The 20,263-nt window shown below is 66.1% G+C and carries 18 protein-coding genes; 11 read left to right on the top strand and 7 right to left on the bottom strand.

The window, feature by feature from the left end; genetic code table 11:
• Positions 1–25 precede the first annotated feature (25 nt).
• From AX767_RS15930 to mnhG, 9 genes are read left to right on the top strand one after another with little or no spacing between them, the layout of a single operon-like run.
• Positions 26–3,232: an efflux RND transporter permease subunit gene (locus AX767_RS15930; protein ID WP_068632228.1), complete on the top strand. Its 3,207-nt coding sequence runs from the start codon at positions 26–28 to the stop codon at positions 3,230–3,232.
• 4 nt (positions 3,233–3,236) lie between these two features.
• Positions 3,237–4,445, top strand: coding sequence for an efflux RND transporter periplasmic adaptor subunit (locus AX767_RS15925; protein ID WP_068632227.1), 1,209 nt, complete (start codon positions 3,237–3,239; stop codon positions 4,443–4,445).
• On the top strand, positions 4,442–5,887 hold the full coding sequence (locus tag AX767_RS15920; RefSeq protein ID WP_443082751.1) for an efflux transporter outer membrane subunit: 1,446 nt from the start codon (positions 4,442–4,444) through the stop codon (positions 5,885–5,887). The genes AX767_RS15925 and AX767_RS15920 overlap by 4 nt, the downstream gene beginning before the upstream one ends.
• Positions 5,888–5,944: 57 nt before the next feature.
• A complete protein-coding gene (locus tag AX767_RS15915) occupies positions 5,945–8,881 on the top strand; it encodes a monovalent cation/H+ antiporter subunit A (RefSeq protein WP_068632225.1) in 2,937 nt (978 codons plus the stop codon).
• Positions 8,881–9,228 carry a Na+/H+ antiporter subunit C gene (locus tag AX767_RS15910; RefSeq protein ID WP_068632224.1) on the top strand — a complete coding sequence of 116 codons (348 nt, stop codon included), beginning with the start codon at positions 8,881–8,883 and terminating at the stop codon, positions 9,226–9,228. Before AX767_RS15915 ends, AX767_RS15910 begins: the two co-directional genes overlap by 1 nt.
• Complete coding sequence (locus tag AX767_RS15905; protein WP_068632223.1) at positions 9,221–10,921, top strand: monovalent cation/H+ antiporter subunit D; 1,701 nt, start codon at positions 9,221–9,223, stop codon at positions 10,919–10,921. Before AX767_RS15910 ends, AX767_RS15905 begins: the two co-directional genes overlap by 8 nt.
• On the top strand, positions 10,918–11,409 hold the full coding sequence (locus AX767_RS15900) for a Na+/H+ antiporter subunit E (protein WP_068632222.1): 492 nt from the start codon (positions 10,918–10,920) through the stop codon (positions 11,407–11,409). Before AX767_RS15905 ends, AX767_RS15900 begins: the two co-directional genes overlap by 4 nt.
• Positions 11,406–11,684, top strand: a complete 279-nt coding sequence (locus tag AX767_RS15895) for a K+/H+ antiporter subunit F (RefSeq protein ID WP_068632221.1) — start codon at positions 11,406–11,408, stop codon at positions 11,682–11,684. The genes AX767_RS15900 and AX767_RS15895 overlap by 4 nt, the downstream gene beginning before the upstream one ends.
• The gene (gene mnhG / locus AX767_RS15890; RefSeq protein WP_068632220.1) at positions 11,681–12,040 is read left to right on the top strand and encodes a monovalent cation/H(+) antiporter subunit G; all 360 of its coding nucleotides are present in this window, start codon (positions 11,681–11,683) and stop codon (positions 12,038–12,040) included. Before AX767_RS15895 ends, mnhG begins: the two co-directional genes overlap by 4 nt.
• Positions 12,041–12,094: 54 nt before the next feature.
• Here the strand turns inward: mnhG and uraH are convergent, their stop codons facing one another.
• Positions 12,095–12,505 carry a hydroxyisourate hydrolase gene (gene uraH, locus AX767_RS15885; protein WP_068632219.1) on the bottom strand — a complete coding sequence of 137 codons (411 nt, stop codon included), beginning with the start codon at positions 12,503–12,505 and terminating at the stop codon, positions 12,095–12,097.
• A gap of 13 nt (positions 12,506–12,518) precedes the next feature.
• Positions 12,519–13,022, bottom strand: a complete 504-nt coding sequence (locus tag AX767_RS15880; RefSeq protein ID WP_068632218.1) for a GlcG/HbpS family heme-binding protein — start codon at positions 13,020–13,022, stop codon at positions 12,519–12,521.
• 138 nt (positions 13,023–13,160) lie between these two features.
• Between AX767_RS15880 and AX767_RS15875 the strand changes: the two genes are divergently transcribed.
• Complete coding sequence (locus AX767_RS15875) at positions 13,161–13,832, top strand: heavy metal response regulator transcription factor (RefSeq protein WP_068632217.1); 672 nt, start codon at positions 13,161–13,163, stop codon at positions 13,830–13,832.
• A gap of 5 nt (positions 13,833–13,837) precedes the next feature.
• On the top strand, positions 13,838–15,202 hold the full coding sequence (locus tag AX767_RS15870) for a heavy metal sensor histidine kinase (RefSeq protein ID WP_237288653.1): 1,365 nt from the start codon (positions 13,838–13,840) through the stop codon (positions 15,200–15,202).
• A 78-nt stretch (positions 15,203–15,280) separates the two neighbouring features.
• Here AX767_RS15870 and maiA read toward each other — a convergent pair whose 3' ends face one another.
• From maiA to AX767_RS15845, 5 genes are all read right to left on the bottom strand, one after another.
• On the bottom strand, positions 15,281–15,925 hold the full coding sequence (gene maiA, locus AX767_RS15865; protein WP_068632215.1) for a maleylacetoacetate isomerase: 645 nt from the start codon (positions 15,923–15,925) through the stop codon (positions 15,281–15,283).
• 64 nt (positions 15,926–15,989) lie between these two features.
• Positions 15,990–16,868: a carbohydrate ABC transporter permease gene (locus tag AX767_RS15860; RefSeq protein ID WP_068632214.1), complete on the bottom strand. Its 879-nt coding sequence runs from the start codon at positions 16,866–16,868 to the stop codon at positions 15,990–15,992.
• Positions 16,865–17,716 carry a carbohydrate ABC transporter permease gene (locus AX767_RS15855; RefSeq protein ID WP_068632213.1) on the bottom strand — a complete coding sequence of 284 codons (852 nt, stop codon included), beginning with the start codon at positions 17,714–17,716 and terminating at the stop codon, positions 16,865–16,867. Before AX767_RS15855 ends, AX767_RS15860 begins: the two co-directional genes overlap by 4 nt.
• Before the next feature lie 58 nt (positions 17,717–17,774).
• Complete coding sequence (locus AX767_RS15850) at positions 17,775–19,106, bottom strand: ABC transporter substrate-binding protein (RefSeq protein WP_068632212.1); 1,332 nt, start codon at positions 19,104–19,106, stop codon at positions 17,775–17,777.
• A 53-nt stretch (positions 19,107–19,159) separates the two neighbouring features.
• The gene (locus AX767_RS15845; RefSeq protein ID WP_068632211.1) at positions 19,160–20,233 is read right to left on the bottom strand and encodes an ABC transporter ATP-binding protein; all 1,074 of its coding nucleotides are present in this window, start codon (positions 20,231–20,233) and stop codon (positions 19,160–19,162) included.
• Positions 20,234–20,263 lie beyond the last annotated feature (30 nt).

Below are 20,263 nucleotides of genomic sequence, written 5' to 3'. Positions count from 1 at the left end.
GCCTTTCATCCAGGGCTAACCCATCGTGTCCATGGTCCAGCTGGCGCTTCGGCGCCCCTACACCTTCATCGTCATGGCGATGCTGATCGTGCTGGCGACGCCTTTCGTGCTGATGAAGATGGCGACCGACATCTTCCCGGAGATCAACATTCCGGTGATCAGCATCATCTGGAACTACAACGGCCTGCCGGCCCAGGAAATGGGACAGCGCATCGCGGGCCAGACCGAGCGCAGCCTGACGACGACGGTCAGCGACATCGAGCACATCGAGTCGCAATCGCTGGCCGGCATCTCGATCATCAAGGTCTTCTTCCAACCGACCGCCAGCATCGAGACGGCGCTGGCTCAGGTGGTGGCGTCGATGCAGACGCAGGTGCGGCAGCTGCCGCCGGGCATCACGCCGCCCCTGGTCATCAAGTATTCGGCGTCGAGCATTCCGGTGGTTCAGCTGGCGTTGTCGAGCCCGACGCGCGCCGAGAACTCGCTGTTCGATTCGGCGGTCAACCAGTTGCGTCCACAACTCATCACCATTCCCGGCGCGGCTGTGCCCTTTCCCTACGGCGGCAAGAACCGTTTGATCTCCGTCGACCTGGACACCCAGGCGTTGCAGGCCCGCGGCCTGTCGCCGGCCGACGTCGTCAACGCAGTCAACGCGCAGAACCTGATCCTGCCGTCCGGCACGGCCAAGTTCGGCGGCACGGAATACAACGTGCGGCTGAACGGCTCGCCCAGCGAACTCGCCGGCCTCAACGATCTGCCGGTGCGCACCGTCAACGGCGCGACCACCTACCTGCGCGATGTCGCCTACGTGCGCGACGGCTTCTCACCGCAGACCAACGTGGTGCGGCAAGACGGCGTGCGCGGCGTGCTGCTGTCGGTGCTCAAGAACGGCGGCGCCTCGACGCTGGACATCGTGTCGAACCTGCGCGCCCTGCTGCCCGTGGCGGCGCAGAGCATGCCATCGGACATCAAGATCACGCCGCTGTTCGACCAGTCGGTGTTCGTCAAGGCGGCCGTGCAGGGCGTGGTGGCCGAAGCCATCCTGGCGGCCGCGCTCACCGCAGCCATGGTGTTGCTCTTTCTCGGTAACTGGCGCAGCACGTTGATCATCGCGATCACGATTCCGCTGTCGATCCTGGCCTCGGTCATCGTGCTGTACATGTTGGGCGAAACGCTCAACCTCATGACGCTCGGCGGGCTCGCGCTGTCGGTCGGCATCCTGGTCGACCAGGCGATCGTCACCATCGAGAACATCGAGCGGCATCTGCACATGGGCAAGCCGCTGCTGGACGCCATCGACGTGGGCGCTGGCGAAATCGGCTCGGCCGCCTTCGTGTCCACGCTGTGCATCTGCATCGTGTTCGTGCCGATGTTCTTTCTCTCGGGCGTGGCGCGCTTCCTCTTCGTGCCGCTGGCCGAAGCGGTGGTGTTCGCGATGCTGGCCTCGTATTTTCTGTCGCGCACGCTGGTGCCCACGCTGGTCATGCTGCTCATGGGCGGCGTGCACGATGGCGGCGACGACGGCAGGAAGCCGAGCCTGCTGCAGCGCGTGTACCGGAGCTTCGACCGCCAGTTCGAGCGCGTGCGGCGTGCCTACACGCTGGTGCTGTCGGCACTGCTCTCGAAGCGCGGCCGCTTCATCGCCTTCTTCCTGGGCTTTTGCGTGCTGTCGTGTGCGTTGTTCCCGGTGCTCGGCCGCGACTTCTTCCCGAACGTCGACGGCGGGCAGATCCGGCTGCACATGCGCGCACCGACCGGCACACGCATCGAGGAAACCGCTCGCCTGGCCGACGCTGTTGAACAGGTCATCCGCGAGCTGGTGCCGCAAGACCAGCTCGAGACCATCCTGGACAACCTCGGCGTGCCCAACAGCGGCATCAACCTCTCGTACAGCAACGCCGGCACCATCGGCACGCTCGACGGCGAGATCCTGATGTCGCTCAAGGAAGGCCACCGGCCGACCGACGAATTCGTCACGCTGCTGCGCGCCGAACTGCCCAAGCGCTTTCCGGGCGTGGAGTTCTTTTTCCAGCCGGCCGACATCGTCACGCAGATCCTGAACTTCGGCCTGCCCGCCGCCATCGACGTGCAATTCGGCGGCAACGACCAGGCCGGCAACGCGGCGCGCGCCGCCGAACTGGTCAAGGCGATCCGCAAGATCCCAGGCGCGGTCGATGCCCATGTGCACCAGCGCCTGGACGGCCCGAGCCTGAGCCTGCAGATGGACCGCACGCGGCTGCAGCAATACGGCTTGACGGCCGCAAACGTCGGCCAGAACGTGCTGATCGCGCTGTCGGGCAGTTCGCAGACGGCGCCCGCCTTCTGGCTCAACCCGCAGAACGGCGTGGTCTACAGCATCGCGGTGCAGTCGCCGCAGTACAAGGTCGACTCGCTCGACGCGCTCCTGAACATCCCCGTCGGCACCGCCACCGCCGCGGCGCAGGCGCCGCAGCTGCTGGGCAACCTGGTCGACGCGCAGGCATCGCGCCAGCCAGCCATCGTGTCGCGCTACAACATCCAGCCGGTCATCGATGTCTATGTCAGCGTGCAGGGCACCGACCTGGCCAGCGTCGCCGGCGAGGTGAAGAAGCTGGTCGACGAGATGCGCCCCAAGCTCGCGCGCGGCAACCAGGTCACGGTGCGCGGGCAGGTGCAGACCATGCAGTCGTCCTTCATCGGCCTGGGCGTCGGGCTGGCGATGGCGATCGTGCTGGTGTACCTGCTGATCGTCGTGACCTTCCAGTCGTGGGTCGACTCGGCCATCATCATCACCGCGCTGCCGGCCGCCCTGGCGGGCATCGCCTGGATGCTGTTCATCACCGGCACCACGCTGAGCGTGCCGGCACTGACCGGCGCCATCATGACCATGGGCGTCGCCACGGCCAACAGCATCCTGCTGGTGTCGTTCGCGCGCGAACGTCTGCAGGCCGGCGTGCCGCCGCTGTCGGCTGCGCTCGAGGCCGGCGCCACGCGCATCCGGCCGGTGCTGATGACCGCGCTGGCGATGATCATCGGCATGATCCCGATGGCGCTGGGCCTGGGCGAAGGCGCCGAGCAGAACGCGCCGCTCGGTCGCGCCGTGATCGGTGGGCTGCTGTTCGCCACCGTCTCCACGCTCTTCTTCGTACCGGCGGTGTTCGCCGGCGTGCACAGCCGGCTTCTGCACCGCAAGGCCGAACGCGAAACCCGCCATCCCGCGCCGCCCTCCAGCGCGGCGCCCCAGGAGAACTGAGCCCATGACGGAACAACGCCACGCGGGTCTGGCCATCCATCCGGTCGAGCCGGACGAACACCACGAACTGTTGCGACGCCGGCAGATCGTGCGGCGCACCCGCTGGCTGGTGCTGATCGTGTTGGTGCTCCTGGCCATCGGCGCAGGGCGCACGGTGCTCATACGCATGGCCAATGCGAAGGCGCTCGAAGCGGGCGCGACCGAGCGCGCCGTGCAGTACGTCAAGACGGCCCTGCCGACCAAGCCCACGGCGGGCCAGACACTCGCGCTGCCGGGCACGCTGCAAGGCTTCGTGCAGTCGCCGATTTCGGCGCGCGCCAGCGGTTATCTCAAGCGCTGGACCCAAGACATCGGCGCGCGCGTGAAGCAAGGCGAGTTGCTGGCCGAGATCGAGACGCCCGAGATCGATCAGCAGCTGTCGCAGGCCGTCGCCGCGCGCGAGCAGGCCGCCGCCGGTCTGTCGCTCGCCAAGAGCACGGTCGCGCGCTGGGAAGCGCTGCGCCAGAAGGACGTCGTCTCGCAGCAGGACCTGGATGAACGCCGTGGCGCCGTCGCATCGGCCACCGCGAACCTCGCAGCCGCCGAGGCCAACGTGCAGCGCCTCAAGCAGACCGAGGGCTTCAAGCGCGTCCTCGCGCCGTTCGCCGGCGTGATCACGCGGCGCAACGTTGACGTGGGCGACCTGATCGACGCGGGCGCCGGCGGCGGCGGGCGTGCCCTCTTCCTGCTCGCGCAGACCGATCCGCTGCGCGTGTACATCAACGTGCCGCAGGCCTACGCACAGCTCGTCAAGGCCGGCCAGCCGGTGATCGTGACGCAGGCCGAGCTGCGGGGCCAGAACTTCAAGGGCGAGGTCGCGCGCTCGTCGGGCGCGATCGACGCGACCACGCGAATGATGCAGGTCGAGGTGGCGCTGCCCAACCGCGACGGCACGTTGCTGCCCGGCGCCTACGTGCAGGTGTCGCTGCCGCTCGCGGCCAGCCAGTCGCTCACGGTGCCGTCCAACGCCTTGCTGTTCCGCGCCGAGGGCACGCGCGTCGCGGTGATCGATGCGCAAGGGCGCGTGCACCTGCAGACGGTGCAGATCGGCCGCAACTACGGCGAAACCGTGGAGGTGCTCGACGGCATTGCGGCCACCGACCGACTGGTGCTCAACCCGTCGGACTCGCTGGCCGAAGGCGATCAGGTGGCCGTTGCCAAGGAGCCCGCGTGACTTCGTTGCGGCCCTCGGCGATCCTCGCTGCAGTGACGCTGCTGGCGGGCTGCGCGGTCGGCCCGGACTACCAGGCGCCTGCGGTGGACATCCCTGTCAGCTGGCAGGTCGAACAGCCCTGGCGTGAAGCGACGCCGGGCGACATGCTCGACAAGGGTCGCTGGTGGCAGCGTTTCGGCAACGCGCGACTCGACGCGTTGCAGCAGCAGGCCATCGCCAACAATCCGACGCTCGCGGTGGCGAGTGCGCGGCTGGCGCAGGCGCGCGCCACGCTCGATGCGAGCGCGGCCGCGCGCTTCCCGCAGATCGGTCTCGGCACGCGCGCATCGCGACTCCGGATTTCGGCCAACCGTCCGCTGACGAACTACAACGCGTCCAACTTCTCGACGGTGCAGAACGACTTCGCGCTGTCGCTCACCGCAAGCTACGAACTCGACCTGGCCGGCCGCGTGCAGCGCAGCGTCGAAGGCGCCACCGCGTCTGCCGAGCAATCCGCGGCGGACCTGGAAAACACCCGGCTTCTGCTGGCAGCCGACCTCGCGACCAACTACTTCAACCTGCGCTCGACCGACACCGAACTCGATGTGCTTTCGCGCTCGATCGGCCTGCAACGCCGCGCGCTCGAACTGGTGTCGGCGCGGCACGACCTGGGCGCCGTGTCGGGCCTGGACGTGGCGCAGCAGCAGGCGCTGCTCGACACCACGCTGACGCAAGTCGACGTGCTGAAAAAGCAGCGTTCGCAATACGAGCACGCGATCGCGACCTTGACGGGCACGCCCGCGCCGAGCTTCGCGCTGGCGCCCGACCTCCAGCCGATCGCGCCGCCCGCGATTCCGATCGGCGTGCCCTCCGAAACGCTGCAGCGGCGGCCCGATGTGGCCTCGGCCGAACGCGCGGTGGCGGCGGCCAACGCGCAGATCGGCGTCGCCACCGCGGCCTTCTATCCGAGCTTCACGCTGGCGCCGACGGTGGGTGTCGACAGCCGCATGATCGAGACGCTGTTCGATGCACCCAGTCTCCTCTGGTCGATCGGTCTCTCCGCCACGCAGCCGCTCTTCGACGGCGGCCGGCTGCGTGCCAATCTCGCATTTTCGAAGGCTGGCTACGATGCCACCGTTGCGAACTACCGGCGCGTCGTGCTGGTCGCGATGCAGGAAGCCGAGGACGGCATCACCGGCCTCAGCGCGCTGGACCGCGCCACCACCCAAGCGGGGGCCGCCGTGGCCGCCGCCCGGCGCGTGCTCGACATGTCGACCGCACGCTACGAAGGGGGCGCCTCGACCTACCTCGACGTGATCACCGCACAGCAATCGCTGCTGACGACCGAGCGGCAAGCCGCGCAACTCATGGGGCAGCGACTCGTCACCTCGGTGTATCTCGTGAAGGCACTGGGCGGCGACTGGCGGCCTGATTCCATCGCCGCCTCACGCCTGCCCCCCTAGCCCGCGGAGCCCTTTTGGGAGGGCCTGAAAAGGGGTCGGCCGATAGAATCGACCGCAATGCCCCTGGTCTTTCTCGTCGCCCTCCCCTTCATCGCCAGCGTCTTGGCGGCTTTCCTGCCGTCGAACGCCCGCAACAGGGAGTCGACGCTGGCAGGTGTGGTGGCGCTGGGCTGCGCGCTCCAGGCCGCATGGCTCTTTCCGCAGCTCGCGCGCGGCAACGTGCTGCGCCAGGAAATCGAATGGCTTCCTGCCCTCGGCCTCAATCTCGTGTTCCGCATGGACGGCTTCGCATGGCTCTTCTGCATGCTGGTGCTGGGCATCGGGGCGCTGGTGGTGCTGTACGCGCGCTACTACATGTCGGCGTCCGACCCGGTGCCGCGCTTCTTCTCGTTCTTCCTCGCGTTCATGGGCGCGATGATGGGCGTGGTGCTCTCGGGCAACCTGGTGCAGATGGTCCTGTTCTGGGAGTTGACCAGCCTGTTCTCGTTCCTGCTCATCGGTTACTGGCACCATCGGCGCGACGCACGGCGCGGCGCGCGCATGGCGCTCACGGTGACGGGCGCCGGGGGCCTGTGCCTGCTGGCCGGCGTGCTGGTGCTGGGCCGCATCGTCGGCAGCTACGAACTCGACGTGGTGCTGGCCTCCGGCGACGCGATTCGCGCCCACGCGCTCTACCCGGTGGCGCTGGTGCTGGTGCTGCTCGGCGCCTTCACGAAGAGCGCGCAGTTCCCCTTCCATTTCTGGCTGCCGCGCGCGATGGCCGCACCCACGCCGGTTTCGGCCTACCTGCACTCCGCCACGATGGTGAAGCTCGGCGTGTTCCTGATGGCGCGGCTCTGGCCGGCGCTGTCGGGTACCGCGGAATGGTTCTGGCTCGTCGGCGGTGCCGGCGCGATCACCTTGTTGCTCGGCGGCTTCATCGCGATGTTCCAGCGCGACCTGAAGGCGCTGCTCGCGTATTCGACGATCTCGCACCTCGGGCTCATCACCCTGCTGCTCGGGCTCAACAGCCCGCTGGCGGCGGTGGCGGCGGTCTTCCACATCATGAATCACGCGACCTTCAAGGCATCGCTGTTCATGGCGGCCGGCATCATCGACCACGAAAGCGGCACGCGCGACATCCGTAAGCTCAGCGGCCTGCTCAAGCTGATGCCGATCACCGGCACGCTCGCGATCATCGCGAGCGCTTCGATGGCCGGCGTGCCGCTGCTCAACGGCTTCCTCTCGAAGGAGATGTTCTTCGCCGAGACGGTGTTCATCCAGGCGTCCCCGTGGATCAACTGGGGCCTGCCGATCCTCGCGACGCTCGGCGGCATCTTCAGCGTTGCGTACTCGGCGCGCTTCGTGTTCGATGTGTTCTTCGGCCCGCCCTGCGGCGCGAACGTGCCGAAGACGCCGCACGAGCCACCCCACTGGATGCGGGTGCCGGTCGAGTTGCTGGTGCTGATCTGCCTCGTGGTGGGCATCGCGCCGGCCTGGTCGGTCGGTGCGCTGCTGGCCACCGCCGCGACGCCGGTGGTGGGCGGCGAGTTGCCTGAATACAGCCTGGCCGTTTGGCACGGCTTCAACCTGCCGCTTTTCATGAGTTTCGTCGCGCTCGCCGGCGGTATCGCACTCTATGGGCTGCAACGGCATGGGCGCGCTGCCGGGCGGCTGGAACACACGCCGCTGCTGCACCGCCTGGACGGGCAGCGCATCTTCGAACACCTGCTGGCCCGCCTGAGCGAGGCCGGCCGGCGCAGCCGCCGCCTGCTCGGCACGCGACGCATGCAATCGCAGTTGCTGCTGCTGGTGGGCGTGGCGGTCGCCGGCGCTGCGGCCGCGCTGTGGGCAACGCCCGTCGCACGTGGCGCGCGCGAATTGCTTGCGTTCTCGCCGATGTTCGCGATGACCTGGTCGATCGGCATCGCCTGCGCGCTCGGCGCCGCGTGGCAGGCCAAGTTCCACCGGCTCGCGGCGCTGATGCTCGCCTCGGGCGCGGGGCTGGTGTGCTGCATCACCTTCATCTGGTTCTCGGCACCCGACCTCGCCCTCACGCAGCTCGTGGTCGAGGCGGTCACCACGGTGCTGCTGCTGCTCGGCCTGCGGTGGCTGCCGATGCGCAAGGTCGCCACCCAACCGGCGCGTGCCCGACTGCGCCCCTGGGGCCGGCGTGGCCGCGACCTGGCGGTCGCCACGCTCGCTGGCGCCGGCATGACCTCGCTCGCCTGGCTCTTCATGACGCGGCCGTTTCCACAAAGCATTTCGCCCTTCTTCCTGGACCGCGCGCTCAGCGAGGGCGGCGGCACCAATGTCGTCAACGTGATGCTGGTGGACTTCCGCGGTTTCGACACGTTCGGCGAGATCACCGTGCTCGGCGTGGTGGCCCTCACCGTCTATGCGCTGCTCAGGCGGTTCCGGCCGGCGCCCGAGTCGATGGCATTGCCGGCACAGCAGCGCGCGCAGCCCGACGACGGCAGCAGCGACCTGCTGAACCCGCGGCGCGCGAAAGACACGGCCGTCGGGTATCTCATGGTGCCCGCGGTGCTGGTGCGGCTGCTGCTGCCGCTGTCGGTGCTGGTGTCGGTGTACTTCTTCATGCGCGGCCACAACGCCCCGGGCGGTGGCTTCGTGGCCGGGCTGGTGATGTCGGTGGCCTTGCTGCTGCAGTTCATCGTCTCGGGCACCGAATGGGTCGAAGAGCACTTGCGCATCTACCCGCGGCGCTGGATCGCGATCGGCCTGTTGCTGGCGCTCGCCACCGGCGGCGGCGCGGTGGTGCTGGGTTATCCGTTCCTGACCACGCACACCGCGCACCTGCACCTGCCGTTGCTGGGCGAGGTGCACGTGCCGAGTGCGCTCTTCTTCGACATGGGCGTGTTCTCGATCGTTCTCGGCGCGACCATGCTGATCCTGACCGCGCTGGCCCACCAATCGGTGCGCAGCCATCGCTGGGCCGACGAACAGGCCGAGAAGGAAGCCGAACGGCTGGCTGCGGCGGAGGCGAAGGCCTGATGGAAGCCGTGCTCGCCATCGCGATCGGCGTCCTGACCGGCTCGGGCGTGTACCTGCTGCTGCGCCCGCGCACCTTCCAGGTCATCATCGGACTGACGCTGATTTCCTATGCGGTCAACCTGTTCATCTTCAGCACCGGCCGCCTCAAGGTCGACAGCGAGCCCGTGCTCGTCACCGGCATCAAGGCGACGCTGGCCAACACCGCTGACCCGATGCCGCAGGCGCTGGTGCTCACCGCCATCGTGATCGGTTTTGCAATGACTGCGCTGTTCCTCGTCGTGATGCTTGCTTCGCGCGGCCTCACGGGCACCGACCATGTGGATGGGGAGGAGCCGGCGAATGAATGACGTCTTCTCGCTGCTTGACAGGCTGCTGGATATCAGCATGCCGCACCTGGTCGCGGTGCCGATCCTCGTGCCGATGCTCACCGCCGCACTCATGCTGTTGCTGGGCGAACAGCGGCGCCGGACCAAGTCGGCGCTGAGCGTACTGTCGGGACTCATCGGCCTGCTCGCGGCGCTCGCGCTGCTGCGCTGGGTCAATACGCCGGACACCGGCGGCGGGCCGGGGTCGATCGGCGTCTATCTGCCCGGCAACTGGAAAGCGCCCTTCGGCATCGCGCTCGTGGCCGACCGGCTCTCGACCCTGATGGTCACGCTCACCGGGGTGATCGCCTTTGCGGCGTCGATCTATTCGACCTCGCGCTGGGACCGCGCTGGCGTGCACTTCCATCCGCTGCTCCAGCTGCAGCTGATGGGCCTGAACGGCGCCTTCCTCACTGGCGACCTGTTCAACCTCTTCGTGTTCTTCGAAGTCATGCTGGCCGCGTCCTACGGTCTGCTGCTGCACGGCTCCGGGCGGCTGCGGGTCCAGGCCGGCCTGCACTACATCGCCATCAACCTCGCCGCGTCGTCGCTGTTCCTGATCGGCGCCGCGATGCTTTACGGTGCCACCGGCACGCTGAACATGGCCGACCTCGGCGTGCGCATCGCGCAGATCGCGCCCGCCGATCGCGGCCTGGTGCACGCGGCGGCCGCCATCCTCGCAACGGCGTTCTTCGCCAAGGCCGGCGCCTGGCCGCTCAACTTCTGGCTGGTACCGGCGTACAGCGCCGCGGTGTCGCCGGTGGGCGCGGTGTTCGCGCTGCTCACCAAGCTCGGCATTTACACGCTGCTGCGGCTGTGGACCACGCTCTTCGCACCGGACACCGGCCTGTCGGCGCAATTCGGCCAGGGGGTGCTGGTCGCGATCGGTCTGTCCACGCTGCTCGTGGGCGCGCTCGGCATCGTCGGCACGCAAAGGCTGTCGAATCTCGCGGGCTTCAGCGTGCTCGTCTCGGCGGGTACGCTGCTCACGGCCATGGGCCTCGGCGACCCCGCGATATGGGCCGGCGCGCTCTACTACCTGATCAGTTCGACGCTCGCGGTCAGCGCCTTCTTCCTGCTGATCGACATGATCGAGCGCTGGCGCAACGCCGGCGTGAGCATCGCGCCGCACGAGACGGCCGGCAATGCGCCCTATCTCGCCGAAGACCTGAAACCGGTCCACGACGTGAACCTCGACGACGAGCAGCAAGCGCTCTACGGGCGCGCCATTCCGGCCGGCATCGCCTTCCTCGGCCTCGCGTTCATCGGCTGCACGCTGTTGCTGGCCGGGCTGCCGCCGCTCTCAGGCTTCGTCGGCAAGTTTGCAATGCTCAGCGGGATGATGGATGCACCTTCTGTGAGCGCTTCCGGCGTGACTTTCATGGTGTTGCTGATCGCCTCCGGCTTCCTCACGCTGATCGCGCTCAGCCGCGCCGGCATCCGGCATTTCTGGACGCAGATCCACGAGACGATGCCTGCCCTGCCCGCGCTCGAGGTGCTGCCCGTGGCGGCGCTGCTGGCAGCCTGCGTGGCGCTGACGCTGGCGGCCGAACCCGTGATGCAACACGTCAGCGCGACGGCCGAAGGCCTGCGCACCGCCACCGCCTACCGTCAAGCCGTGTTCGGCGCCCGGCAAATCCCCAATCCGCCAGCGAAAAAGGCGAGTGCACCATGAAGCGCTGGCTGCCATCACTGCCGCTCTCGCTCGCGCTGTTCTCGGTCTGGCTGTTGCTCAACCAGTCGCTGGACGCTGCCACGCTGCTGCTGGCCGCGCTCCTGTCGATCGTGGTGCCGCTGATCACGCGCAGCCTGCGCCCGGCCACCGTTCGCATGCGCCGGCCCGGGGTGGCACTCAAGCTCACGGGTCATGTGATGCTCGACGTCGCGGTATCGGCCTGCAATGTCGCACGCCTGTTGCTCACGCGGTCGACGCCACGCATCCACGATGCCTTCGTGCAGATACCGCTCGAGATGCGCGACCCCAACGGACTGGCGGTGCTTGCGATGATCTTGTGCCTCACACCGGGAACCGCCTGGGGCGAGGTGTCGTTCGACCGGTCGACGCTGCTCATCCACGTGTTCGACATCGACGACGAAGCCGCCTTCGTCGCGTTGCTGAGGAAGCGTTACGAACGCCCCCTGATGGAGATCTTCGAATCGTGACGCCCGTGCTGTTCTGGGCGCTGAAGCTGGCGTTGCTGCTGCTTGCAGTCGCCATGCTGTGCGCGCTGTGTCGCCTCGTCGTCGGGCCCACGGCGCAAGACCGCATCACCGCGCTCGATTGCCTCTACGTCAACGGCATGCTCATGATGCTGGTCCTCGGCATCGTTTATGCAAGCAACGTGTACTTCGAGGCGGCGCTGCTGATCGCGCTGTTCGGCTTCGTCGGGTCGACGGCGCTCGCCAAGTTCCTGTTGCGTGGCGAGGTGATCGAATGAACGACGCATTTCTGGGCGGGCCACTGCCGCTCTGGGCCGAGATCGTCACCGCGTTTTTTGTGGTCGCGGGTGCCGCGTTCGCTGCGATCGGTTCGTTCGGCCTGGTGCGGCTGCCGACATTCTTTCGCCGCATTCACGCACCGACCCTCGGCGCCACCCTCGGCGTGTGGTGCACGACGATTGCAACGATCGTCTATTTCTCGGTGCAGGGCGGCAACCTCTTCCTGCACGCTTTGCTGATTGCATTGTTCATCGCGCTCACCGCGCCGGTGACCACGATCTTTTTGGTGCGTGCCGCGCTGTTCCGCGAACGTCAAAAAGGCGGCGATGTGCCACCGCCGCTCAAGGGCGATTGAGCGCTGCGGGACCGGCTGCTTTCGGCGGCGGCCTGGATGGCGACACGTCTGGCGTCAATTCCCGCGGTACGTCGAAAAACCGTAAGGGCTCACCAGCAACGGGATGTGATAGTGGGCCACGGCGCCATCCACCGCGAAGATCACCGGCACCTCGGGAAAGAACGTCTTCATGTCGTGCTTGGCGAACCAGTCGCCGGTCTGGAAGGTGACGCGGTAGTTGCCTTTTTCCAGCGCGGCGCCGGCCGGGAAGAGCGCAGGGATGCGACCCTGTTCGTTCGTCACGTCCTTGTTGAGCTCTGTCCAACCTTTGCCGGACTGCTTTTCGAGCACCACCACCACGCCAGGCGACGGCAGGCCGTCCTGAAGATTCAGCACGTGGACGCTCAGTGGATTGGTTGCGGCCAGGCTGACCGTGGCAGCACCAGCCAGCAATGCAGCGGACAGGAATTTGGGAAGCGTTTTCATGGGTCAGGGTCTTTCAGTTGGAAATGGGAAGTACTTTGGCGATGGCCTTGAGCGCGCAACCTTCGTCGTTGGCGGCGCCGCCGGAACCACCGACGCCGATCGCGCCGATCACGTCGTTGCCGACTTTCAGCGGCACACCGCCGCCGATGAGCAGGAGCGAGGGCACGGTGTTCAGGTTCTGGGAATCGGGCGTGGCGCGCGCGTTGGTGGCCAGCTCTCGCGTGGCGGTCTTCGTCGACAGCGCCGTGAAGGCTTTCTGGCGCGCTGCGTCGGTGTTGTGCGGCCCGACGCTGTCGTCGCGCTGAACAGCGACCAGATTGCCGCCGCGGTCGACGATGGCAACCACCGCGGAGCGACCTTCCGCGTGACACGCGGCCAGGGTGGCTTCAGCCAGTTCGTTGGCGAGTGCCAGCGAGACGTTTTGTTGCGTGAGCAGTCGTGACGAGGGTGCGGCAGTGGCGCCTGCCGCGCACAGTGCAAAGGCCAGCGCGACAGCAAGGTTGGCTCGTGATGCCATGGTTGAATTCCTTCAAGGTTCGGTGAATCGAGGCCTTGATGGTGCCCAACCGATGCCGTCAGACCGATGGCCGGCGCATTACAAAAATGTCATCCTCCTGCGCATCCAAACCGTCTAGGCTCGCTGCAGGAGACGACGATGCGGATACTGGTTGTGGAAGACGAAATCAAGACGGCGGAGTACCTGCGAAGGGGACTGAGCGAATCCGGCTATCAGGTCGAAGTCGCGCACACCGGCATCGAAGGCCAGTTCATGGTGAGCGAGTCCGAATTCGACCTGGTCATCCTCGACGTCATGCTCCCGGGGATCGATGGATGGCAGTTGCTGAGCATCATTCGGCGAAAGAGCCCCATGCCCGTGCTGTTCCTGACCGCGCGCGATGCGGTGGAAGACCGCGTCAAGGGTCTGGAACTCGGTGCCGATGACTACCTGGTCAAGCCCTTCTCTTATGCGGAGCTGCTGGCGCGTGTGAGGACGCTGCTGCGACGCGGGCCGCCTCGAGAAGGCGAAACCTTCAAGCTCGCCGACCTCGAGATCGACGTCCTGCGCCGCAAGGTCACGCGTCAGGGCCAGCGGATCGACCTCACCAACAAGGAATTCGCGCTCCTGCAATTGCTCGTGAGCCGCGAAGGCGAGGTGCTGTCGCGTGCGCAGATCGCCTCTCAGGTCTGGCAGATGAATTTCGACAGCGACACCAATGTGGTGGATGTGGCGGTCCGCCGCCTGCGCATGAAAATCGACGAGCCGTACGCAGTGAAGCTGATCAAGACGGTGCGGGGCATGGGTTACAGCGCGGAGGTGCCCGAGTGAGCCTGATGCCACGCAGCCTCGGTCTTCGCCTGGCTTCGATGTTCGGTCTGATCAGCTTTGCATTGCTGGGGGCGATCGGCTCCTATCTGCTCGCATCGCTGGAGCACGAAATCGCGCTGCGAGACGACCTGGCACTCGAGGGACGGCTGGAGCGGATGCGTGCGCTCATCGGCGACAGCGAAAGCATCGATGAACTGCGCAAGCGCCGGCAGTTGTACGAGAACATGCTGGGCAACCGGGACAGCCTGCTGTGGGTGCTGGACACCGAGGGGCATCCGCTGATCGCCATCAACCCGACGCAACAGCCCATTCCGCAACTGCCGGCCGAGGCCGGTGTTCATCTGCGCGATGTCACGCAGCCGAGCCGCGCGCGCATCGCCTTGCAGCGCATTGCGCACGACGGAGGTTCGATCACTCTGGTGGCGGGCCAGCTCCTCGCAGGACGCGAGCAGATGCTTCACGTCTACCGCAACCGACTGTGGGTGGCGATGGCGGTGGGCGGCGCACTGTCCTTTCTGTTCGGCTGGGGGGTCAGCCTGCGCGGCCTTCGGCCCGTGAGAGCGCTTGCGAAAGACGCTGCGCTGATCGACGCGCAGCATTTGTCCGCCCGCCTCCAGGGCTTCGATCAGGTGGCCGAGCTCCAGCAGTTGAGTGAATCGCTCAACACGATGCTGGCCCGCCTCGAAGACGGGTTCGGGCGGATCTCGCGGTTCTCGGAAGATCTGGCGCACGAGATGCGAACGCCGTTGAGCAACCTCATGGGCGAGACGCAACTCGCCTTGACCATGCCACGCTCGGTCGACAGCTATCAGGCGCTGCTGACGTCCAACCAGGAAGAGTACGAGCGCTTGTCGAGGATGGTCGACAACATCCTCTTTCTTGCCCGTGCCAGTCAGCCCGGCGCAGCGGTGCACCTCGAAGCAGTGCCCCTGGAAGACGCGATCGGGCAACTCTGCGAATATTTCGAGGGGCTCGCCGCCGAACGCGGGAATTCATTCGGCACGCGCGTGGCAGGCACCGTGCTGGCCGATTCGGACCTGCTGCGCAGGGCACTGGCCAACTTGCTCGTGAATGCGATGAAGTACGGCGCGCCGGATTCCCCGATCCACATCTCGAGCCACGGTACCGCCGCAGGCGTGGAGATCCGGGTGGCCAACACGGGTCCCGAAATCGGGGCAGCGCACATGCCCTATCTGTTCGACCGCTTCTACCGAGTCGATTCGGCGCGCACCGCGTCAGCGGAATCCAGCGGGCTGGGCCTTGCCATCGTGCGATCGATCATGGCGCTGCACGGCGGCCAGCTGCTCGCGAAAAGCGACCGCCATGAAACCGTGTTCACGCTCGTCTTTCCAGCGCGCGCAGACGCCTGAGCGGCCGCACGACTTCGCAACGCTGTCATTGGGCGCGGACCGCGTTGCGGCGGGGGCGCCGCAGTACGGGTCATCGTCTCAGCGGACGGACAGCGCGCCGATCTGCAGATCGGGATGCGCCGCTGCGACTTCGGGGATCGCCATCAGCGATGCGCCAACGCGCGCCACGCGCGGGTAGCCGTCCAAAGCCACGCCGAAACGCACTGTGCCGATCAGGTGGCTGGCAAGTGCCAGATCGGCGAGGCTCAGCGTTTCTGCATGGCAGCGGGTCGCGCCCTCGGGCAGCAAGGCCTCGTAGGCGGCCAGGCCTTCCCGGAACCAGTGCGCCGCCCAATCGACACCCGCGGCGTCGTCAGCGCCGAAACGCTGCTTCAGTTGGGCGCGCACCCGCGGCACGACCAGCGGGTGCGTGTCTGCCGCCGTCAGCAGGAACAGGGCGCGAACCTTGGCGCGGCCGGCCGCATCGGCGGGCAGCAGCGCCGGCGTGGGATGGGTCTCCTCCAGCCATTCGAGGATGGCAAGGCTCTGGGTCAACGGTTCGGGCGTGGCGCCTTCGAGCGCGGGCACGGCACCTGCCGGGTTGACCGCACGAAACGCCGCCGCATGCTGGTGACCCTGCGTGAGATCGTGCGTGCGCTCTTCGAAAGCCACGCGTTTGAGGTTCAGGGCGATGCGCACCCGATAAGTGGCCAGGGAGAGCCAAAAGCTGTGCAGGATGATCATGGCCGGAGTGTAGGGCGGACCTGACGCAGTCGCTACGTTCGCGGGTGCCGACTTTCTTGCGCCGCTACTCCTTGACCGATCCCGTCATCCCCGAGACGTAGTACTCCACGAAGAACGAGTAAACGAAAGCCACCGGAAGAGAGCCCAAAAGCGCGCCCGCCATCAACGGACCCCAGTGGTACACATCGCCTTCCACCAGTTCGGTGACCACGCCCACGGGCACCGTCTTGTTCTCGGAAGAAGAGATGAACGTGAGCGCATAGATGAACTCGTTCCACGACAGCGTGAAGGCGAAGATGCCGGCGGAGATGAGTCCCGGCACCGCCAGCGGCAGCACGATTTTGATGAGGATCTGCCAGCGCGTGGCGCCGTCGATCAGCGCGCATTCTTCCAGCTCGTACGGGATCGAGCGAAAGTAGCCCATCAGGAGCCAGGTCGAGAACGGAATCAGGAAGGTCGGGTAGGTCAGGATCAGCGCCATGCGGCTGTCGAACAGACCGAGCTTCACGATGATCGCCGCGAGCGGAATGAACAGGATCGAAGGCGGCACCAGGTACGCGAGAAAGATCGCGCCGCCAGCCGGTTTCGATCCTTGGAAGCGCAGCCGCTCGATCGCGTAGGCCGCCATCACCGATGCCACCAGCGAGATACCGGTCGACACGACCGAGACGATCACGGTGTTCAGCAGCCACGACGGATACTCGGTGCGAAAGAGCAGCTTCTCGAAGTGCGCCAGCGTCGGGCCGATGATCCAGAACGGATTGCCGTCGCGCGACAGCAGTTCGTTGTCCGGCTTGAACGACGTGATCGCCATCCAGTAGAACGGAAACAGCAACACGATCACGAACAGGATGATCGGGATGTAGATGGTCACCCAGCGCCGCGGCAGCGACTGCAGGTAGTCCATGCCTTGCGAGGCATCGTTGTTCTTGGCATTGCTCATTTGTCACCGCCTTGTTGCCATGCACGGCGCTGCAAACCGAAGTAGCTGAACATGATCGCGGCCAGGAGAAACGGCACCATGAGGGTGGCGATCGCGGCGCCTTCGGCCAGCGCGCCGCCGGAGATGGCGCGCTGGAAGGCGAGCGTGGCCATGAGGTGCGTCGAGTTGAGCGGACCGCCGCGTGTGAGCACGTAGATCAGCTGGAAATCGGTGAAGGTGAACAGCACCGAGAAGGTCATGACCACCGCGATGATCGGCGTCAACAGTGGCAGCGTGATGAAGCGGAACTGTTGCCACGGCGTCGCGCCGTCGATCGAAGAGGCTTCGTAGTAAGAAGGCGAGATCGTCTGCAGACCGGCCAGCAGCGAAATCGCCACGAACGGAATGCCGCGCCACACGTTCGCGATGATGGTCGAGATGCGTGCGTTCCACGGACTGCCCAGGAAGTCGATGTAGGTGTCGATCAGGCCCAGCTTCATCAGCACCCAGCTGATGATCGAGAACTGCGCATCGAAGATCCACCAAAAGGCGATCGCCGACAGCGCGGTCGGCACGATCCACGGCAACAGGACGACCGCGCGGAAGAAACTCTGGAATGGCAGCCGTTTGTTCAGCAGCACCGCCAGCCAGAGCCCCAACCCGAACTTCACCACGCTCGCCACGATCGTGTAGAAAAGCGTATTGAACAGCGCCAGTTGCGTGACGCTGTCGGTGATCAGATAGCTGAAGTTTTCCAGCCCGATCCATTCGCCGGCGCGCCCGATTTTGGCATCGGTGAAACCGAGCCATGTTCCCAATCCCAAGGGGTACGTGAGGAACAGCAGCAACAGCACCGTGGCGGGCAGCATGAATGCCCACCCCAGCGCATGGCGGTTATTCTGGAACCTTTCGAGCGCGGTCACGGCGTCAGACTTTGTAGTAGCGCTCGGCGCGCTTCTGAGCGCGTTCCATCGCTTCCTTCGGTGTCTTGGCCCCGCTGATTGCTTCGGCCACCATGTTGGTGACAATGAAGTCGGCGCCGGCACCCGCGGAGGCATAGCCCAACTTGCCGTCGTAGCCCGAAGGACGCATGTTCTTCACGCTGTCGCGGTACGGGGTGTTCTTCGGGTCGGAAGTCCAGATCGGGCACGACTCATAGGCCGCGAGCGGCTGCGCGATGTAGCCACCCGCACCGATCAGCCAATTGTCGAACTGCTCGCGTTCCATCATGAACCGCAGAAACTCCTTGGCGGCCTGCGGGTACTTGGTGTACTTGAAGATCATCTGGTTGAAGAACAGATGCGACTCCGTTGGCACGCCGGCCGGCCCGATGGGGAACGACGCATGGTTGATGTCGGCGGCCAGCTCCTTCACCTTCGGGTCGGTCGAATTTTTGGCGGCGTAGTAAATCGAGATGCCGTTGTTGGTGACGCTGATCTGGCTGTCGAGGAACGCCTTGTTGTTGTTCGGGTCGAGCCAAGACAAGGTGCCCGGAATGAAGGTGGCGTACAGCTCCTTGCCGTACTCCAGCGCCTTTTGCGTCTCCGGGCTGTCGATCACCACCTTGTTGTTCTTGTCGACCAGCTTGCCGCCGTGCGACCAGATGAGCCAGTTGGTCCAGAGGCTGTCGCCGGTGGCATTGCCCAGCGCATAGCCGGCGGGCGTGCCCTTTTCCTTCAGCGCCTGGTGCAGCTTCAGGAAGCCGGCGGTGTCCTTCGGGAAGGTGTCGAAACCGGCCGCCTTCACCTGGCTCTGGCGGTACACGATCATCGAACCCGCCGCGCCGAGGCCGAGGCCCAGCCATTTCTTGCCATCGGGGCGCAGGTACTGCTGCACGGCCGGATACCAGCCGCCGTATTTCTTGCCGAGGTACTCGGCCAGGTCGGTCACATCGAGCAGCTTGTCGGGGTAGAGGTTGGCGTCGTCGTTGGTCGACAGGATGATGTCGGGGCCGGCGCCAGTGTTCGCTGCGACCGCCGCCTTGGGCCGCACGTCTTCCCAGCCTTCGTTGTCGACGCGCACTTCGACGCCCGTCATCTCGGTGAATTTTTTGACGTTGAGCATGTAGGCGTCGATGTCGCCCTGCACGAAACGGCTCCAGCGCAGCACGCGCAGCTTGGCGCCCTTTTCGGGTTTGAACGTCATCGATTGCGCCTGAGCGAACGGCGAGAAGATCGCACTGCCGGTGCCGATGGTGGCGGCGGCGGCGATGCCTGCCGAGCCTTTGAGAATCGTGCGGCGGTTGTTGAAGTCACTCATGTTGTCGTCTCCTGTTGTTTGAACGGGCCAGTCGATGAAACTCGATCGACGCCTCAGGCCACCAGCCGCTGGCCGGTGCTCGCGTCGAACAGATGCGCACGCTGCAGGTCGGGCTGCAGGTGAATCGTGGTGCCGGGGGCGAAGTCGTGCCGTTCGCGGAACACCGCCGAAATCTCGGTGCCTTCATGCCGGCACGCGACGAAGGTGTCCATGCCGGTCGGCTCCATCACGGCGACGCGCGACGGAATGCCGCCCGCATCGGCCAGCATCAGGTGCTCGGGCCGCGTGCCGTACACGACGGGCTGGCCATCGATGCCGCCGGCTTTCAGCGGCGCGTCGAGGCGCGTGCCATCGGCCAGTTCCACATGCGCAGCACCGGCGCCCCGGCGCAGCGTGCCCGGCAGGAAGTTCATGGCGGGCGAACCGATGAAGCCGGCCACGAACTGGTTGGCCGGATGGTCGTAGAGCTCCAGCGGACTGCCCGTTTGTTCGATGCGGCCGTCGCGCATGACGACGATCTTGTCGCCCATCGTCATGGCCTCGATCTGGTCGTGCGTCACGTAGATCGAGGTGGTCTTCAGACGCTGGTGCAGCTCCTTGATTTCGCTGCGCATCGCGACGCGCAGCTTGGCGTCGAGGTTGGAGAGCGGCTCGTCGAACAAGAACACCTGTGGGTCTCGCACGATGGCGCGTCCCATGGCGACGCGCTGTCGCTGGCCGCCCGACAGCTGGCGCGGATAGCGCTCGAGCAGCGGCGTCAACGCGAGAATCTCGGCCGCGCGCTTTACCTTGCTCTCGATCGTCGCCTTGTCGGCCTTGGCGAGTGCGAGCGAAAACGCCATGTTGTCGCGAACCGTCATGTGCGGGTACAGCGCGTAGTTCTGGAACACCATCGCGATGTCGCGCTCTTTGGGCGGCAGGTCGTTGACGCGCTTGTCGCCGATGCGGATCTCGCCGCCGTTGATCTGCTCGAGCCCCGCGATCATGCGCAGCAACGTGGACTTGCCGCAACCCGAGGGGCCGACCAGCACGGTGAACGAGCCATCCTGGATGTCGATGTCGACACCATGCAGGATCGGCACTTCACCGAAGTTTTTCTTGACCGCTTGGATCGTGACGCTTGCCATGCAGTGAATCCTGGAAGGTTCTCGAAACAG

The organism is Variovorax sp. PAMC 28711, assembly GCF_001577265.1.
Taxonomy (GTDB): domain Bacteria; phylum Pseudomonadota; class Gammaproteobacteria; order Burkholderiales; family Burkholderiaceae_C; genus Variovorax.
Note: the sequence above shows the minus strand (reverse complement) of the source record. Positions and strands in the feature narration are given on the sequence as shown.

Coding starts and splice junctions, on each gene's coding strand:
- AX767_RS15925 (WP_068632227.1), top strand. CDS start 3,237: ATGACGGAACAACGCCACGCGGGTCTGGCCATCCATCCGGTCGAGCCG.
- AX767_RS15915 (WP_068632225.1), top strand. CDS start 5,945: ATGCCCCTGGTCTTTCTCGTCGCCCTCCCCTTCATCGCCAGCGTCTTG.
- AX767_RS15910 (WP_068632224.1), top strand. CDS start 8,881: ATGGAAGCCGTGCTCGCCATCGCGATCGGCGTCCTGACCGGCTCGGGC.
- AX767_RS15905 (WP_068632223.1), top strand. CDS start 9,221: ATGAATGACGTCTTCTCGCTGCTTGACAGGCTGCTGGATATCAGCATG.
- AX767_RS15900 (WP_068632222.1), top strand. CDS start 10,918: ATGAAGCGCTGGCTGCCATCACTGCCGCTCTCGCTCGCGCTGTTCTCG.
- mnhG (WP_068632220.1), top strand. CDS start 11,681: ATGAACGACGCATTTCTGGGCGGGCCACTGCCGCTCTGGGCCGAGATC.
- uraH (WP_068632219.1), bottom strand. CDS start 12,505: ATGAAAACGCTTCCCAAATTCCTGTCCGCTGCATTGCTGGCTGGTGCT.
- AX767_RS15880 (WP_068632218.1), bottom strand. CDS start 13,022: ATGGCATCACGAGCCAACCTTGCTGTCGCGCTGGCCTTTGCACTGTGC.
- AX767_RS15875 (WP_068632217.1), top strand. CDS start 13,161: ATGCGGATACTGGTTGTGGAAGACGAAATCAAGACGGCGGAGTACCTG.
- AX767_RS15870 (WP_237288653.1), top strand. CDS start 13,838: ATGCCACGCAGCCTCGGTCTTCGCCTGGCTTCGATGTTCGGTCTGATC.
- maiA (WP_068632215.1), bottom strand. CDS start 15,925: ATGATCATCCTGCACAGCTTTTGGCTCTCCCTGGCCACTTATCGGGTG.
- AX767_RS15860 (WP_068632214.1), bottom strand. CDS start 16,868: ATGAGCAATGCCAAGAACAACGATGCCTCGCAAGGCATGGACTACCTG.
- AX767_RS15855 (WP_068632213.1), bottom strand. CDS start 17,716: ATGCTGCCCGCCACGGTGCTGTTGCTGCTGTTCCTCACGTACCCCTTG.
- AX767_RS15850 (WP_068632212.1), bottom strand. CDS start 19,106: ATGAGTGACTTCAACAACCGCCGCACGATTCTCAAAGGCTCGGCAGGC.
- AX767_RS15845 (WP_068632211.1), bottom strand. CDS start 20,233: ATGGCAAGCGTCACGATCCAAGCGGTCAAGAAAAACTTCGGTGAAGTG.